General features: G+C 55.2%; 13 protein-coding genes. 2 read left to right on the forward strand and 11 right to left on the reverse strand.

Annotation, left to right across the window (positions count from 1 at the left end):
• Positions 1–16 precede the first annotated feature (16 nt).
• Positions 17–685: an ATP-dependent Clp protease proteolytic subunit gene (locus GC090_RS05145; protein ID WP_324021006.1), complete on the reverse strand. Its 669-nt coding sequence runs from the start codon at positions 683–685 to the stop codon at positions 17–19.
• Positions 686–1228: 543 nt separating this feature from the next.
• On the opposite strand from GC090_RS05145, the gene GC090_RS05150 reads away from it, so the two are divergent.
• Complete coding sequence (locus GC090_RS05150; protein ID WP_033739396.1) at positions 1229–2569, forward strand: MFS transporter; 1341 nt, start codon at positions 1229–1231, stop codon at positions 2567–2569.
• Positions 2570–3084: 515 nt separating this feature from the next.
• Here the strand turns inward: GC090_RS05150 and GC090_RS05155 are convergent.
• From GC090_RS05155 to GC090_RS05170, 4 genes are read right to left on the reverse strand one after another with little or no spacing between them, the layout of a single operon-like run.
• Positions 3085–4437: an MFS transporter gene (locus GC090_RS05155; protein ID WP_039340082.1), complete on the reverse strand. Its 1353-nt coding sequence runs from the start codon at positions 4435–4437 to the stop codon at positions 3085–3087.
• Between the two features lie 38 nt (positions 4438–4475).
• The gene (locus GC090_RS05160) at positions 4476–5408 is read right to left on the reverse strand and encodes an SMP-30/gluconolactonase/LRE family protein (protein ID WP_324021008.1); all 933 of its coding nucleotides are present in this window, start codon (positions 5406–5408) and stop codon (positions 4476–4478) included.
• Positions 5405–6343 (reverse strand): hydroxyacid dehydrogenase, encoded by a 939-nt coding sequence (locus tag GC090_RS05165; protein WP_205956900.1) that lies wholly within the window; start codon positions 6341–6343, stop codon positions 5405–5407. Before GC090_RS05165 ends, GC090_RS05160 begins: the two co-directional genes overlap by 4 nt.
• On the reverse strand, positions 6343–7035 hold the full coding sequence (locus tag GC090_RS05170) for an RraA family protein (RefSeq protein ID WP_054633280.1): 693 nt from the start codon (positions 7033–7035) through the stop codon (positions 6343–6345). Before GC090_RS05170 ends, GC090_RS05165 begins: the two co-directional genes overlap by 1 nt.
• A gap of 175 nt (positions 7036–7210) precedes the next feature.
• Here GC090_RS05170 and GC090_RS05175 point away from each other — a divergent pair, with 175 nt between their 5' ends.
• Positions 7211–7924 (forward strand): IclR family transcriptional regulator, encoded by a 714-nt coding sequence (locus GC090_RS05175; RefSeq protein WP_033739386.1) that lies wholly within the window; start codon positions 7211–7213, stop codon positions 7922–7924.
• 223 nt (positions 7925–8147) lie between these two features.
• On the opposite strand, the gene GC090_RS05180 is transcribed toward GC090_RS05175, so the two are convergent.
• The 6 genes from GC090_RS05180 to GC090_RS05205 form a co-directional block, all read right to left on the reverse strand.
• Positions 8148–8906 (reverse strand): iron ABC transporter ATP-binding protein, encoded by a 759-nt coding sequence (locus GC090_RS05180; RefSeq protein ID WP_324021011.1) that lies wholly within the window; start codon positions 8904–8906, stop codon positions 8148–8150.
• Complete coding sequence (locus tag GC090_RS05185; protein ID WP_054633282.1) at positions 8903–9895, reverse strand: iron chelate uptake ABC transporter family permease subunit; 993 nt, start codon at positions 9893–9895, stop codon at positions 8903–8905. Before GC090_RS05185 ends, GC090_RS05180 begins: the two co-directional genes overlap by 4 nt.
• Positions 9885–10844: an ABC transporter permease gene (locus GC090_RS05190; RefSeq protein ID WP_324021013.1), complete on the reverse strand. Its 960-nt coding sequence runs from the start codon at positions 10842–10844 to the stop codon at positions 9885–9887. Before GC090_RS05190 ends, GC090_RS05185 begins: the two co-directional genes overlap by 11 nt.
• Positions 10841–11782 (reverse strand): siderophore ABC transporter substrate-binding protein, encoded by a 942-nt coding sequence (locus GC090_RS05195; RefSeq protein WP_324021519.1) that lies wholly within the window; start codon positions 11780–11782, stop codon positions 10841–10843. The genes GC090_RS05190 and GC090_RS05195 overlap by 4 nt, the downstream gene beginning before the upstream one ends.
• 118 nt (positions 11783–11900) lie before the next feature.
• Positions 11901–14048, reverse strand: a complete 2148-nt coding sequence (locus GC090_RS05200; protein WP_324021015.1) for a TonB-dependent receptor domain-containing protein — start codon at positions 14046–14048, stop codon at positions 11901–11903.
• 785 nt (positions 14049–14833) lie between these two features.
• Positions 14834–15298 carry a hypothetical protein gene (locus tag GC090_RS05205; RefSeq protein ID WP_324021017.1) on the reverse strand — a complete coding sequence of 155 codons (465 nt, stop codon included), beginning with the start codon at positions 15296–15298 and terminating at the stop codon, positions 14834–14836.
• Position 15299: the final 1 nt, after the last annotated feature.

Here is a 15299-nt window from a genome sequence, read left to right on the forward strand (position 1 = left end):
CGCGGCCTGCGCAGGATTAATTATTGTCGTGAATATAATAGGCCGCGTCAGCGGGCATAAAATGGCTGAGCCCGCCTGTCGCAATGCCGACAGCCAGTGCGTGTTGATTATCCAGCAGCATATGGTTGTCTTCGCTGTAGGTAATTTTGTCGATTTGATCATCCGTCAGGTTGGTACAGGTGTGATAAATATTTTTAATAATATTGCGGAATCGGCTGCTAAATTCATTTTTTTCAACCAGCATATTTTCTGAAAAATTTCTGTCCTGAGCATCATGAATCGTGGGCGCATGTAATAAAAAAATCGAATCGTCCATGGTTAGCCGTTTCTTTGCGCCACAATAAATTAAGGTTGCGGAGGATTCGACGGAGGACATATTCACGGTGGTCACCGGAATGGGTGAGTCCTTCACTATCTGATAGCCCATTTTCCCGGCATCAACATCACCGCCGGGGCTGGTGAGATAAAGCTGTATCTCCGTAGCGGCTTTGTAGTTTTGCGCAATCTCGTCAATGGCGGCGGACAGGGCCATAATTTTGTTCTGCGTTATCGCGCCAGTGAAAGCAATTTTTACCGTTTTAACGGTGTTGGGTGGGCGCTTCTCGTCAACGACTTTGTTCATCGCCGCCTGTGAGGTAAAACTGGCCAGGACAAAAACGGCAGCCGCACAGAAAGTATATTTCATATTAACCCCATCCTTTTTGCCCTTTAATTATCAGTACGACATTATGTCTGCAATATCTATTATCATTTTGCACGCGTTTGTTACCGCTAAAAATATATTTCAGTATTATGGCTTTTAAATGACTTTTTCAAATTAACCTGCGGCGACGCTAATTTTTTCGAAGAGGGGAACAACGAAGCCGCATCACATATGCAGTCCGGTAAACGGCATACTGCTTTTCAGTATTGTCAGCACCGCAGGGCACCGTGCGGCTTTTATCGCACGGTTCCGCTTTTCCTGGCGTTTGTACCTGCGGGCTTTCTGCGATTCTGCTCAATGCGCCATGTCCCGGGAACGCGGAGGAAGCGGGAAAAGCTCCGGCTGCGTCACATATCCCACGGCAAACTGATCCCTTTTTGTGACAAGTCACACAACCTCATAACATTTGCCAGCACAGGAAAAAGTTTCGCCAGATAATGAGTGTACTTTGTACACCATAGTTTTACAGAGTAAAACATGAAGTTTACCCAGATGTAAAACCATGAACCTTCTGTGAGGAACACCATGTCTGAAAAGAGACCCAATGTGGCCATAACCTCCGATATAGAGCAGCAGACGGTAAAGCGTGTTATATGGCGCATTCTGCCGTTTCTGATTGTCTGTTATCTGATCGCTATCATTGACCGGGGCAATATCGGAATGGCGGCCCTGCAGATGAATGAAGATCTCGGGCTGACCAAAGCGGTGTTCGGCCTGGCGAGCAGCCTGTTTTTTGTGGGGTATTTTCTGTTTGAAGTGCCCAGCAATCTGGCGATGCAAAAGATCGGGGCGAAGATCTGGATATCGCGCATTATGGTGACGTGGGGCATCGTGTCGGTCTGCACGGCCTTTGTCTCCAGTGCCGGGATGCTTTATTTCCTGCGCTTTTTATTGGGCGCGGCGGAGGCGGGCTTTTTCCCTGGCGTGATCCTCTACCTGACCTACTGGATCCCCGGTAAATACCGCGCCCGCGTCATTGCGACCTTTATGGTGGCTATCCCGGCAGCAAACTTTATCGGCTCACCGATCTCCGGGGCCATCCTGTCACTGGATGGCTGGTTTGGCTTACGTGGCTGGCACTGGCTGTTTATTTTAGAAGGCTTCCCGGCCATCCTTTTAGGAATAGCCGCCTTTTTCCTGTTAAGCAACCGCCCGGAAAACGCGACCTGGCTGACGGAAGCACAGCGCAACTGGCTCAGCACAACGCTGGCGGACGAGAATGCGAAACGTAAGGTGATCGGTCATATCTCGCTGTGGCAGTTACTGCGACACAAGCACATCTGGGTGATGGCCTTAATTTATGCCGGTGCCTCGGCGGCAGGTTCCACGCTCAGCGTCTGGTCGCCACAATTACTCAAGTCGTTCGGACTCGACAACTTCACGACCGGTCTGGTGAACGCCATTCCTTACGGCCTGGCGTCCGTGTTGATGATCGTCTGGGGCCGCAGTTCCGACCGTACGGGCGAACGTCGCTGGCACACGGCGCTGACGCTGTTTCTTATTGCGGGTGGGCTACTGTCGGCTTTCCTGACGCAGTCGCTGGCGGGCAGCGTGGTCATTCTGTCGCTGGTGCTGATTGGCGCGTACTCCATGAAAGGGCCGTTCTGGGCACTGGCTTCCGGCTGGCTGTCGTCCAGCACCGCAGCGGCGGGCCTGGCGGCTATCGGTGCCATGGCGAACCTGATTGGCGGCGGCCTGATGGTTAACGTGTACGGGATCATCAACGAGCAGACGGGCAGTCATGCGCTGGCCATGGTTCCGCTGGCCGTGCTCTGCGGGGCGGGCGGTATCGCAGTGCTGATCATGGGCCGCAAAAGCGCGACCAGAATCGAAGCGGATCACAGCCTGTCGACCGTCAGCAAATAAGTCGCATCGCTGAAATCACTGAAGCGCCTCCGGGCGCTTTTTTTTATACCGGAGAAAAGTGAAGGTGAGGCGAACCGCAGGAATGCCGGGAAGGAGCGGTGCCGTGTTCGGTTCTGCCATCCTTATCGGGCAGGCCGAGCGCTCTGATGCGGCAAGGACGCCTGTATACCGTTTCAGCCTGCTCTGCTCCGTGTGCTCGCCTGCCCTCGTGATGGGATACTTCCCGGAAACCGGTATCGGTTATCGGAAATACCGGGCCGCGATCAGCAGACGAACGCGAACGTTGTTGCGGTGGGAAAGACAACGGCGTGGAAAAACAGTCTGCATGCGCAGGAACGGCGGCAGGAAGGAGGATAATGGAGAAATGAAGCCGTGGGGGATAAAACCACGCCGCCTCTGATATTGGCGTGGCTTTGTGTCCATTCAGATCGTGCGTCGGGGTTAGTTAACTGAGGCCATAATCCGAGGCGACATCACGCCACCCTGAATGTCGGCGGCGTGGTCGTTTTGTCCGGTCAGGTGTGACGGTAAGGGTCCTTGACGGACGCTACGCAGAAGGCTCCCAGCAGCAGCACCGCCGACACCGCCAGCAGTGCCCACATAAAGCCACCGCTGGTCTGGCGCACATAGCCAATAAGCGAAGGGCCCACGAAGCCGCCCAGATTACCAATCGAGACAATCATCGCCAGTCCGCCCGCCGCCGCGCTCCCTGTCAAAAAACCGGAAGGCAGCGCCCAGAATGATGCCTGAAATGCCAGGATGCCGCTCACAGTGAAACACAGCGCAAGCATTTTGAGGACGGGTTCATCAATGAGGGCGCTGCAGCCTAACGCCACGGCGGCGATCACCAGCGCCGCGCTGATCCAGCGAATACGGTGGCGGGAAGCATTCGCGCGCTGTGCCCAAAACAGCATGCTGAAGGCGCCACAGATATAGGGCAACGCGGTCAGAAAACCCGTCGCGGTGTGGCTGACGCCAAGCTGTTTGATAATCTGCGGCATCCACAAACCTACGCCAATTGAGCCGACAATGCCGCAAAAGTTAATAAAAGCCAGAAGGTAGAGCAGGGGATTACGCATTGCATCCCGCAGGCTGGAACCGTGTGCCTGTTCGATCTTTTTCTGTTCATTCGCCAGCCGCCTGCTCAGCAACACTTTTTCCGCCTCGCTTAGCCAGCCCGCTTTGGCCGGACGGTCATGTAAAAAGAACAGGCACATGACACCAAGTATTACCGCCGGAAAGCCTTCCAGCAGCAACAGCCACTGCCAGTTGCGGATAGTGTCGTGTCCGGTAATTTGCATCAACATGCCGGATAACGGCGCACCGATAATATTCGCCACGGGAATGCCGACCAGAAAGGCGGCCGTGATTTTGGCGCGCCAGCTGCCGGGGAACCAGTAGGTAAAAAACAGGTAAATGCCCGGGGTGAAGCCCGCTTCCGCCACGCCCAGGCAGAAACGGGCAAAGGCAAAGCTGACGGGACCGGTGACGAAGGCGGTGGCCATGGAGATCAACCCCCACGAAATCATAATACGGGCGATCCAGATGCGGGCACCTACTTTTTGCATGATCAGATTACTGGGCACTTCGAAAAGGAAATACCCGATAAAGAACATGCCCGCGCCAAAGCCAAACTGCTCTGCTGTAATCCCTAGATCCGCGTTCATGCCCAGCGCGGCAAAGCTGACATTCGTGCGATCCAGATAACTGACCACGTAGCAGATAAAAATAAAAGGCAGGATACGGCGAAAGGCTTTGCCTGCCGCGACTTCACTTTGTTCAAAATCCGTTTGAGTCATGCCGTCATGGGACACGGGCACGTCATCCTGCTCCGTCATTGAGCGGGAAGGCGTTGAGTGCAGATTCATGGTTGTCTCCGCTGCGTTGCGTCAACGCAGAGTTATTCTCAGAGAAAAGCAGTGGAAAGAAAGGGCAGCGGGTGGCCTGGCGTTTGCATTGAGCAGGTAAGAATGCTGCCGCTGACAGATTCGGTGATAAATAACTGCCGGCGCTGATCGCCGCCAAAACAGAGGTTGGTGGTGGATCGTCCGACCGGGCTGGTCAGAATCTCAATCGGCTCTGCCATATCGTTTAACAGCCAGACGCGGCCCAGCCCCGGGTTAGCAATCAACAGTTCGCCCTGCGCGTTGACGGCGATACCATCAGGACCGCTTGGCCCGTGCGAGGTAAAGAACTGGCCGACTTTGCTGACCGATCCGTCACGCTGAAGCGGTACGCGCCAGATCGCATTGCCGCGCGTCATGGCGACATACAGCACCTTCTCGTCGGGTGACAGCACCAGGCCGTTTGGACTTGGGCAGTTATCCAGCAGAACGGACAGTTGCCCGTCCTGGCTGAGCCGGTAAACGCGTCCGGACGGATCGTGCAGCCCCGTTTGCCCCTGATCGGTGAAATAAAGATTGCCCCGGCTGTCAGGGGTTAGATCGTTCACGCCGCGAAAACTTTCGCTGTTACGGCGCGACAGCCACGGCGCGATCGTGTTCTCCTTGAGGCACAGCTTCATCAGGCCGTGACGGTAATCCGTGATCAGAAGCGTATCGGGATCGGTCAGTTTCATGCCGTTGGGTTCGCCGTCGTACTGCACCACGAGCTCCCAGTTGCCCGCCATATCGACACGGAATATGCGGCCATACGGAATATCGGTCAGGTACAGGCAACCCGAGGGATGCCAGACCGGCCCTTCCAGAAATGAATCGGTCAGCTGGCCGCCGCGATTAGCGACCGCCCAGGCATTGCGGCTGTCAGGTTGGCGGAAACGATCGGGCAGCCGGGTAAATACCGTGGTCTGCCTGATCTCCGGTGTAGTCAGGCACATCATACCGTCGCTTCCTTCTGCGCTAAGATCTTCAGCAGATTGGTCACGGAAGCTGTCCCCATTTTCACGTAAGAGTTATCGCTCACGCCGCCGATGTGCGGGGTAATAATGACGTTTTCTACCGTCTGCCAGAGGTTGGGCGCGGTCAGCGGCTCCACAGTAAAGCTGTCCAGCGCCGCCCAACTGAGCCTGCCGCTCCTGAGCGCACGCACCAGAGCATCGTCATCAATCAGTCCACCGCGTGCGGTATTCACCAGCACGGCGCCGGGTTTGAACTGTGCCAGCGCCTGGTCATTAATCATCTTGCTGTTTTGCGCGGTCAGCGGACAGTGCAGCGACACAATATCCGCGCGCGCATACAGCGTGGCTAAGTCGTCCACCTGCTCACAGCCCGCGGGCAGCGTTTTCGCCCAGGGATCGTAAGCAATAACCTGCATACCAAACACGCGGCCAATATCGGCCACCCGACCGCCAATCGCGCCGAGGCCCACGAGCCCGAGCGTCCGGCCTTCCAGTTCAAGGGACTTGTGGCTGGATTTGTCCCAGTGACCGTCACGCATCCGGCGATTCAGCGGAATCAGGGATTTGGTGCAGGCCAGAATCATTGCCCAGGTATGTTCAGCCACCGCCGCCGCGTTGGCACCCGGCGCAGACTGAACGCTGATGTTTCGTTCGGCCGCCGCGGCTTGATCAATAACGTCAATGCCGCTGCCATGTTTAGAGATCACGCGCAGCGCAGGCGCGGCGTCCATGATGCGGGCGTTAATTTTTCCATAGCGCACCACGATTCCGACGGGATTATACTGCTGGCACAGCGCGACCAGATCGTCTTCGGTTGGCCTGGTGCCCGCAAACACCACTTCATAATCGTTCAGCATCGCAAGCGCGGCGGGGGCGATGTCAGCGCCGGTAATAATGACAGTATCCTGTTTGCGCATCAGAGTTCCTCCCCTTCCGCTAACATGCCTGCTGCACGCAGGGCACCGTTCAGCCAGGTCGGTCTTTTGTCTCCGGCTTTGATTGCCGCAATACGGCGGGTTTCCATATCCAGCTTTTTCGCCGCGAGTTCCAGCACCAATTCGACCTCGTCACGTGGGACGACCACCACACCATCGATATCACCGACCACCAGATCGCCCGCGTTGATCGTCGCACCGGCCACAGAAACCGGGTAATTCACACGACCGGGAATCAGCTTGGTCGGGCCACATGGATTCAGGCCAGCGGCGAAAATCGGATAGGTGTGGTTGCTCAGCGCATCCGCATCCCTGACCGCGCCATCGATGATAATGCCGGCAATGCCGGACGCTTCTGCCTGGGTCGCCATGATTTCGCCTAGCAGCGCACAACTGATATCGCCTTTACCGTCTACCACGATGACATCGCCGGGTTTGGCCACCGCCAGCGCAGCATGGATCGCCAGGTTATCACCTGAACGCACTTCCACCGTTACCGCCGGTCCGGCCACTTTCATATGCGCACCCAGTGGCTTAACGCGGCCATGGAGCGTGCCTCGTCTGCCCGCGACATCCGCAATAATCGCGGCCTGAAATTCAGCGGCACGTCTGACATAATCATGACTGACTCGCGTAACGTCGCGGTTGATCATCGGTTTTTCGTTCGCGGACATGGGTCACCTCACAGGTTTGATGTTTTACAGAGTAAAACTGTGTTGTACATAATGAAATTACTATATCGGTGACACTGACGCTCGCGCCAGTGTTGCGAGCTTGTTTGTGATGTAAATAAGATGTGACTCACAGTTTCAGGTACACTCAGTGCCAGCAAAAATCAGGAGAAGCGAAATGGGAAACGAAGGGGTTAATGCGGTAGAGAAGGCGCTGGCATTGCTGGATTGTTTTAAGCCAGGCGAAGAAAGCCTGTCCCTGACGGCGCTGTCGCAGCTCTCGGGCTACCACAAAACCACCGTTTATCGCCTGATGAATTCGCTGGAACGCATGAGTTATGTAGTCAGACGGGATAACGGGATTTATACCCTGGGACCAAGACTGCTGTATCTGGGCAAGCTCTACGAACAGTCGTTTCATCTGGCCAGCGTGGTCCAGCCCGAGCTACAGGCGCTGGCTTCGGCAACCCATGAAAGCGCCAGCTGGTATGTGATTGATAACGGTCAGCGTCTTTGCGTCTTCCGTGCGGAATCGTCGGATGGCCTGCGCCATACGCGACTGCCGGGCTCGCTTTATCCTCTGGATAACTCGGCGATTAGCCAGGTGCTGCGTTACTGGGGAATGGGCGAACCCCTGTTTGCTGAGACACCGGACTTACCGCTCTATACGTCGGGGGCGCGCGATCCGCACACTGCCGCCTTTGCCATCCCGGTGTTTGGCGAAGGGGATAAATTAACGGCCGCCCTGGCGCTGACCGGTCCGTCATCACGCTTAACCCTGGACCGCAAAGCGGCAGGGCTGGGTGACCTGATGCGGGAAAGTGCCGCCAGATTGTCGGCTCAGTTAGGGGCCAGAAAGCCGTTTTGCGATGGGGTTTACTGGGGTAAATAGCGGGCAGTGCCGCGCGGTTGGGTCAAGAACCGTTCGGCGGCTGAGCAGGGCAGGCATGTGCTGCCGTCCTCCGCCCCGTGTGCAGGCAGAACTCCGACATGTATTCTACTGCTCAGCCGGGCGCATCCGCGTTTCTCCGCTTGCCTGCAATCGGCCAGTGATAAAGCGGACCGCGCGGCGACGTCCGCGGCTCCGCTTCCGCGCCACGAAAGCGTGAGTCAGGTTAGCGGTAATAGATCGCTATCCGCTGATCCGCCACCGTTTCAATCGCCACCGGAATCTCAAACAGCCGCGTCAGCACGTCCGGCTGCATGATGTCGGCTGGCGTACCGCGCATAAAAACGGCGCCGTTTTTCATGGCAATGATGTAGTCGGAATAGGCGGAGGCGAAATTGATATCATGAATAACCAGAATGATGGATTTGTGCAGTTCATCCGCCGCTCGTCGCAATTGCTGCATCATGGCCACGCTGTGTTTCATATCCAGATTATTTAGCGGTTCATCTAACAGAACGTACTGCGTATCCTGGCACAGCACCATCGCCACAAAGGCCCGCTGCCGCTGCCCGCCGGACAACTCATCCAGATAACGCTGTGCCAGCGGCAACAAATCCAGAAAATACAGCGCCTGCTCAATATGGTGCCTGTCCGCTTCCGTTATCCGTCCTTTTGACCAGGGATAGCGGCCAAAACTGACCAGATCGTACACCGTCAGCCGATGGGTAAAATGATTCTCCTGCCGCAGCACCGACAGCACTTTCGCCAGCTGTTCAGTGTGCGCCTCGTTCACGACCAGCGAATCGATTCTGATTTCACCGCTGTCCGGCGTCAGCAGTCGGCTCATCACCGACAGCAGAGAGGATTTTCCGGCACCGTTAGGACCAATGATGGCAGTAATGCCCGACGCGGGCAGGGTTTCATTGATATTGTTGAGAACAGAAAGCGTGCCGTAGCGCTTATTCACATTCACCACTTCAATCACGTTGCCACCTTTTTAAGCACCAGATAAAGAAAGAGTCCACCGCCAACACATTCAATGATGACGGACAGCGTGCCTGCCCTGTCCAGCAGTCGCTCCAGAATGAGCTGTCCGCCGGTCAGCGTAATCATGCCGATGAGTACCACGGCAGGCAGCATCTCGCGATGACGCCATGAGCCCATGGCGGGCCAGGCCAGATTCACGATCAACAAGCCCAGAAACGTCATTGGCCCCACCAGCGCGGTTGAGATCGCTACCAGCAGGGAGATGAGCAGCAACAGACCGGTCACGTAGCGCTGAACGGGCACGCCGAGTGCGGTGGCGGTATCGCTGCCCAGCGCCAGCACGTCAAGGCGATGGCGCATGCGCCAGATGATTACCGTCACAACAGCAATGACGCTGCCTGACAACAGCAGGACGTCGCTGTCGGCGCGGGTAAAGGTGGCAAACATCCGGCTCTGTAAAACGGCAAATTCTCCCGGTGATAGCAGGCGCTGCATCAGTCCGGACAGACTGCGGAACAGCGTGCCGAACACCAGGCCTGCCAGTAAGACGCGCTGAAGTTCCAGCCCGCTGCGGTTAAATAACCAGCGGTAAAGCAGCGTGGCAAACAGCATCAGAAGCGCCGTTTCGCCCAGAAACTGCACCACAGGGTAGGTCTGGCTCAACGGCGACAGGTGAATAAAAAAGACCATCAGCGTCTGAAGTAAAATAAACAGCGACTCCAGCCCCATGATCGACGGCGTAAGAATGCGGTTTTGCGTGATGGTCTGGAAAAGCAGCGTGCTGATGCCCGAGGCAAACGCAACCAGCACCATTGTCAGTAAAATCTGCCCGCGGTGTTTCAGGAGATAGCCGATATTGCCCTGCAGGTTAAGGGTCAGAAACAGCGTGCAGAGCGCAATCGCGATGATGGTCAGCAAACACAGCCGTCCGGCAGGGGAGCGCATCCTGTTCAGCACGCGAGACGGCAGCGAACACTCAACGGCCATGGCGTTTCCCCTTCATAATCAGCAGCAGAAACACCGCCGCGCCCAGTACACCGAGCAACGTACTGACCGGGATCTCGAACGGCTGCACGATAAGCCGCCCCAGGATATCGCAGCTTACTACCAGCATAGCCCCCGTCAGCGCGACCCAGTGCACGGTGCGTCGCAGGTTATCGCCAGCCATCAGGCTGACAATATTCGGCACGATTAACCCCAGGAACGGCAGGACCCCGACGACCACGATAACCACGCCGCTGATGAGCGCAATCATCGCCATGCCCGTGAGCTGAACACGACGGTAGTTCAGCCCGACGTTTACGGAAAAATCATGCCCTAAACCGGCGACCGTGAAACGGTCGGCAAGCAGGCCAGCGAGCAGGGCGATCATCCCTACTAGCCACAGCAGTTCATAGCGCCCCTGCATCACGCTGGAAAAATCCCCCGATTCCCAACTGCCCAGCGCCTGCAGCAGGTCAAACTGCATCGCCAGAAAGGTGGTGACCGAACTGAAAACGGCCCCCAACATGATGCCGGTCAGCGGCACAATAAGGGCGCTTTTCTGACGAACAGGGGCGATTAACAGCATAAACAGCAGGGTACCGGCCAGGGCGAACAGGGCGGCAATGCCCATTTTGACTATGACGGGCGCGGCGGGATAAAACAGCATGACCAGCAGTAAGCCCAGACCGGCGGACTGTGTCGTGCCCACGACAGAGGGCTCGACAAAACGGTTTTGCGTCAGCATTTGCATGATTTGCCCTGCAACGCTCATGGCGCTGCCAGCCAGCACCAGCGCGACCGTGCGCGGCACGCGACTCAACCACATAATCTCCCGCATGTCGGCATCGCGCCACACGTCCATCAGTGACAGCTGCGTGACGCCCGTCATCACACTGAGCATCATCAGCGCCCCCAGCAGGATCAGGCTAAAGCTAAAGGCCACGGACTTCATTCTGGGCGGACGCCGGCTGTGCTGAGTGCCTGCCTGATCTGCTCCATCATCAGGCTGTAACTCTGGATCCCGCCAGCGAGGTACAACGAGGCCGAATCCAGCCAGATTATCTGCTGTTTTTTCCATGCCGTGGTGCGGCGCACCAGCGGATTATCCAGTACCTGCCGGGCAGAAACGCCCGCCTTGCTGCCGATGGCGCTGTCGCGATCCAGAACGAACAGCCAGTCCGGATTGGCCTGCATGATGAGTTCGGGCGAAATGGCGTTTCCGTGTTTACTGGCGGTCGGCAGGGCGATGGCCGGTCTGAACTGCAGGACATCAAAAATAAAACCAAAGCGGGAATGCGGTGTGTAAGCACTGAGTTTGCCGCCGTTGACCATCAGCATCATGGCCGTGCCTGCCTGAGCCGCCTGGCGGCGAAGGTCAGCAACCTGCGCATCAAATCTCGCCAGAACGGTGCTCGCCTGCGCCTGTTTACCCATGATTTCGCCCAGTTGCGTGGTTCGCTGACGCAGGCTGTTTAAAACATCATTGGGATCGATATCCAGCGATACGGTCGGCGCAATGTCGCTGAGTTTGTTATAGGCCGCCAGGGCTCTGCCGCCGGCCAGAATCAGATCCGGCCTGGCGTGGCTCAGGGCCTCATAGTCAGGCTCAAATAACGTGCCCGCATTGAGGTACTCATCACTGTTGTAGCGCGCCAGATGGGCCGGATAGCTTATCGCGGTCCGGGGCACGCCCAGCGGATGAATTCCTAACGCATCGGCACTGTCCAGCGTTACCGGGTTTAAGATCACCACACGTTGGGGATGCAGAGGAATGGCCGTTGTGCCCTGAAAATGCGACAGCTGGACGCTGGGCGCGTTGCTGGCCGACGCCAACGGCGCGCTCAGTAAGCAGGCGAGCGCCAGTAAACCTGCCAGACGGGAAAAACGCATACCTTCTCCTTGTACGTTGTCATTGTCCGTAAAAGTGTGCCCGGTTGTCGGGCTGACCATCCGCTTTCCGCCCTGGGTACGTGGTATGTTCAGCATGGCGAGCGGACCCTCAGTGTTATCAGAACGAAGCCGTCACGGAGGCGTACAGCGTTCGTCCGGGAACGTAATAGTTATTGCCGCTGGTGGTACCGGCTGAGGGTTGCGCGGACACCGGATTTTTATCGAAAAGGTTATCGACGCCCATGTTGAATTTCAGATGCCTGGTCGCCCGGTACTGCCCGGACAGGCCATAAATCATATAGGCCTGGCGGATACGTGCAGTTGCGGTATTGCCGCGTGCGGCCTGATCCGCGCGGTTATTCAGCCCCAGCATTTTTCCGTAGTATTTGGCGGTCATCGACAGACTGATCGCCTCATTGACCTGCCAGTCCAGCGAGGACCAGGTGGCGAGTTTTGGTGTGGTCACCAACATGACGCCCAGTGTGTCTTCCGCTTTGATCATGCGCGTAAAAGTGTTATTCAGGGTCAGGCTTTTCAGCCAGGGGCCTTTCTCTTCCGTAATCAGAGGCACCGTCAGGCTGCCTTCCACGCCCTGCGTGCGGGCGGTATCCAGATTGACGCGCTTCAGCCAGTAGCTACCGGACGCATCGCCCGGAATATAGCCCACCGGCGCGGAAGCAATTTTGTCCTGAAAGCGGCTGTCAAAGAAGGTTAAGCCCACGCCCCATCCCGCATAATCGTACAGGGCGCCCACTTCCCAGTTCTGCGACAATTCAGGCTTCAGCGCGTCATTCCCCAGGGTATAACAGCTCCCGCCCTGGTAATCGGCATAGCCGTTACAGCCGGCACCGCGGGAGGTTTCGATAAAGCCTTTGCTGGCCTGACGAACGCTGGGCGCCTTAAAGCCTTCGGAATAGCCGCCTTTCAACGTCAGAGCATCCGTGGCTTGCCAGACAAGATAGGCGCGTGGCGTGGTCCGGTTGCCGTAATCGGTATTATCCCGGCGCAGGCCCAGCGTCAGGGCCAGATCGTCCCGCAGGTCAATCTGGTTTTCGATGAAGATGCCGGTGCTTTTCGCTTCGCCAGTATGTTTACCAAAGGTATCGGCCGCGTCAGCTGTCACGCCCAGCGAGCGCGGGTTATGCAGCTCTTCTTTTTTCCATTGCGCGCCCACGGTCAGGTTTTGGGGCAAACCGAGTTCGAAGGGCAGGTTGAGATCGCCTTCAATAATGGATTCTTTATTCCACAACGTGCTGTCCTCGCTGCCCTTCACCGCGCCGTTGGCGATAACCGGTACGTCCGACACCCAGTTTTTAAATTTATTCTGATAAGCGCTTAGCTTCGCCGTGCCAAATGCAAAAATGCCGCGGTAATCCAGCGCATAGTTTTCACGCTCAAGCTTACTGGCCCCGCGCAGATTAATTTCACTGCCGTTACTGGCGACGCCGGGAAGACCTTCTTCGGTTCCCTGCTGCGTAGAGATCGTCAGCCGATGCTGGCGGGTAATATCCCAGCCCAGTTCGGCACCGTAATTTTCATTCTTGCGTCCCTCCTGACCGCTTCCCCAGCGCAGTGCGCCGGTGTCGCTTTTATCCGCCTGGCGCTTATTCCACGAACCATTCAGACGCAGGTCAAACCCTTTCCCCAGTGGGCCGCCAACGCTACCTGTCCAGGTCTGGGTACTTCCCCGCTTATCGTCCTGCGGCTGGCGCGTGCCTGCGGTTAAGGTACCGTGCCAGACATCACTGTTTTTCTTCGTGATGATATTCACCACGCCGCCCATCGCATCCGAGCCATAGAGCGCGGACATCGGTCCCCGCACCACTTCGATGCGTTCAATGGCATCAACGGGGATCCAGTTGATATCGTCGAAATAGTTTTGTTGCGTGCTTTTGATGCCGTTGCTGGAGCTCATGCGTTTGCCATCAACCAGCAACAGCGTATACGCCGCTGGCATACCGCGCAGTTGAATACCGGAGCCCACATCTGTTCCGATGGCTTTGGATACGCCCGCGACACGTTCCAGCACATCCGCAAGATCCGTGGCCGATTTACCAACGTCCTGTGCCAGTTGCTGTGCGGTAATCACGGAAATTGATGCCGGAGCATCTTTCAGACGCTGTTCGACAGCTGAAGCCGTCACCACCATCACCTCTTCATCGGGATCGGTGATCTCCGGCTCAGCAAACGCAGGTGAAGCTATGCCAAAAACGGGAATGAACAGACTGGTTTTGATACGACGGGCGAGAGGGGTTAACGACGTCATAACGGTTAATCCTTTAACGGTTGTTTGTCCTGAAGATATTTACGGGCTGATAAACAGCATAAGGTGATATATAAATGGGAATCAAATCAATAATCATTATCAGTTGGCGGTGAAATAAATGCGCAGGGTAATTGCGTGGGAATTTTAATGATTCAGGATCGGCGGGAATGATCTGGAAGCGGGAAAGGGTAGTTGCTTTTTATGTAAGACAGGCCTTTGATATATAAAGATTTAAGACGAAGAATTTCTTCTTTTGCTGATTGGATTTCTGAATAATTCCCTGCCTGTAAGTTTCTTTTTAATATTATCTTTTTTTACGTTTTGGATGATATTTACGAAAGGTAAAAGATGTTCTTGTTAATTTATATAATTGTTAAGAAGTTGAGAAAAATGACTTGGATCAATAATAAGTCTGATTATGTGAAATATTTGATTCTGTTTTGTGAAATAAGCTGGCTTAGCATAATAGCGTTATTTAAATGAATAATGGTTTTCCCGTAATGCATTGAGGTCTACCATGACGCATGGGCCATTAAGTCAGTCAATATCGGATACCTGCAATCAATGACCATGCTTCTCTGGAACCGGTAAGTTTTGAATGCGGGTTTCAAAGGCACAGGAGGGGACAAAAAAGCCCGCAGGCTTGCGCCGTGTGGGCTTTCAGGATTTCATCGCTGGCGGAATCTGAATAAATCACCTATCTGCATGAAATTTAATATAAATATCCAATATAAAAATAATTGGTATACCTAAGCGTATACCAATTGCTTTTGTTAAAAGGTTTTTTATGTTGGGGAGGGCGATGGCTTTGCATCTATGGTCAGATACGCTTTTAGACCTGAAGAGCGTTTTACACCACGCGGATCGGAAAAGAATGGAACACGGAGCTTTGGGGTGTCGTTCACTTTAATTGTCCAGACAGACCCGCCAATGAAATTGAACTCAATGGTTTTGTGATTGACAGACAGCGCCTCGAAAGAGCCTGATGAATACGCATTGCCAACCTGCAAACTTTCAACAATCCCTTGACTCAGGCTGATGAGAGTAACAGTAAGAAACTCCTCAAATATCACATCATCCGTTGTAAAAAGAATATACCTGTCATTGTCGACTTTAACTGAGGCTTCGAGTACCTGTCCTTTTATAGTGATACCCGTCGGTTCGTTATCGATCACTACTTTAGAAACGGCCTGCTGAAAATCAGTCGCTTTACTTTTCTCAACAAGCTTTACCGAGAGAGTTTGTTCCATG

The organism is Pantoea sp. JZ29 (assembly GCF_035190385.1).
GTDB classification, from domain to species: Bacteria; Pseudomonadota; Gammaproteobacteria; order Enterobacterales; family Enterobacteriaceae; genus Pantoea; species Pantoea stewartii.

What these genes read in the sequence shown, in the direction of transcription:
- GC090_RS05205 (WP_324021017.1), bottom strand. Translation starts at nt 15,298, where the DNA reads ATGGAACAAACTCTCTCGGTAAAGCTTGTTGAGAAAAGTAAAGCGACT.
- GC090_RS05165 (WP_205956900.1), bottom strand. Translation starts at nt 6,343, where the DNA reads ATGCGCAAACAGGATACTGTCATTATTACCGGCGCTGACATCGCCCCC.
- GC090_RS05145 (WP_324021006.1), bottom strand. Translation starts at nt 685, where the DNA reads ATGAAATATACTTTCTGTGCGGCTGCCGTTTTTGTCCTGGCCAGTTTT.
- GC090_RS05190 (WP_324021013.1), bottom strand. Translation starts at nt 10,844, where the DNA reads ATGAAGTCCGTGGCCTTTAGCTTTAGCCTGATCCTGCTGGGGGCGCTG.
- GC090_RS05175 (WP_033739386.1), top strand. Translation starts at nt 7,211, where the DNA reads ATGGGAAACGAAGGGGTTAATGCGGTAGAGAAGGCGCTGGCATTGCTG.
- GC090_RS05150 (WP_033739396.1), top strand. Translation starts at nt 1,229, where the DNA reads ATGTCTGAAAAGAGACCCAATGTGGCCATAACCTCCGATATAGAGCAG.
- GC090_RS05170 (WP_054633280.1), bottom strand. Translation starts at nt 7,035, where the DNA reads ATGTCCGCGAACGAAAAACCGATGATCAACCGCGACGTTACGCGAGTC.
- GC090_RS05200 (WP_324021015.1), bottom strand. Translation starts at nt 14,048, where the DNA reads ATGACGTCGTTAACCCCTCTCGCCCGTCGTATCAAAACCAGTCTGTTC.
- GC090_RS05160 (WP_324021008.1), bottom strand. Translation starts at nt 5,408, where the DNA reads ATGATGTGCCTGACTACACCGGAGATCAGGCAGACCACGGTATTTACC.
- GC090_RS05155 (WP_039340082.1), bottom strand. Translation starts at nt 4,437, where the DNA reads ATGAATCTGCACTCAACGCCTTCCCGCTCAATGACGGAGCAGGATGAC.
- GC090_RS05185 (WP_054633282.1), bottom strand. Translation starts at nt 9,895, where the DNA reads ATGGCCGTTGAGTGTTCGCTGCCGTCTCGCGTGCTGAACAGGATGCGC.
- GC090_RS05195 (WP_324021519.1), bottom strand. Translation starts at nt 11,782, where the DNA reads ATGCGTTTTTCCCGTCTGGCAGGTTTACTGGCGCTCGCCTGCTTACTG.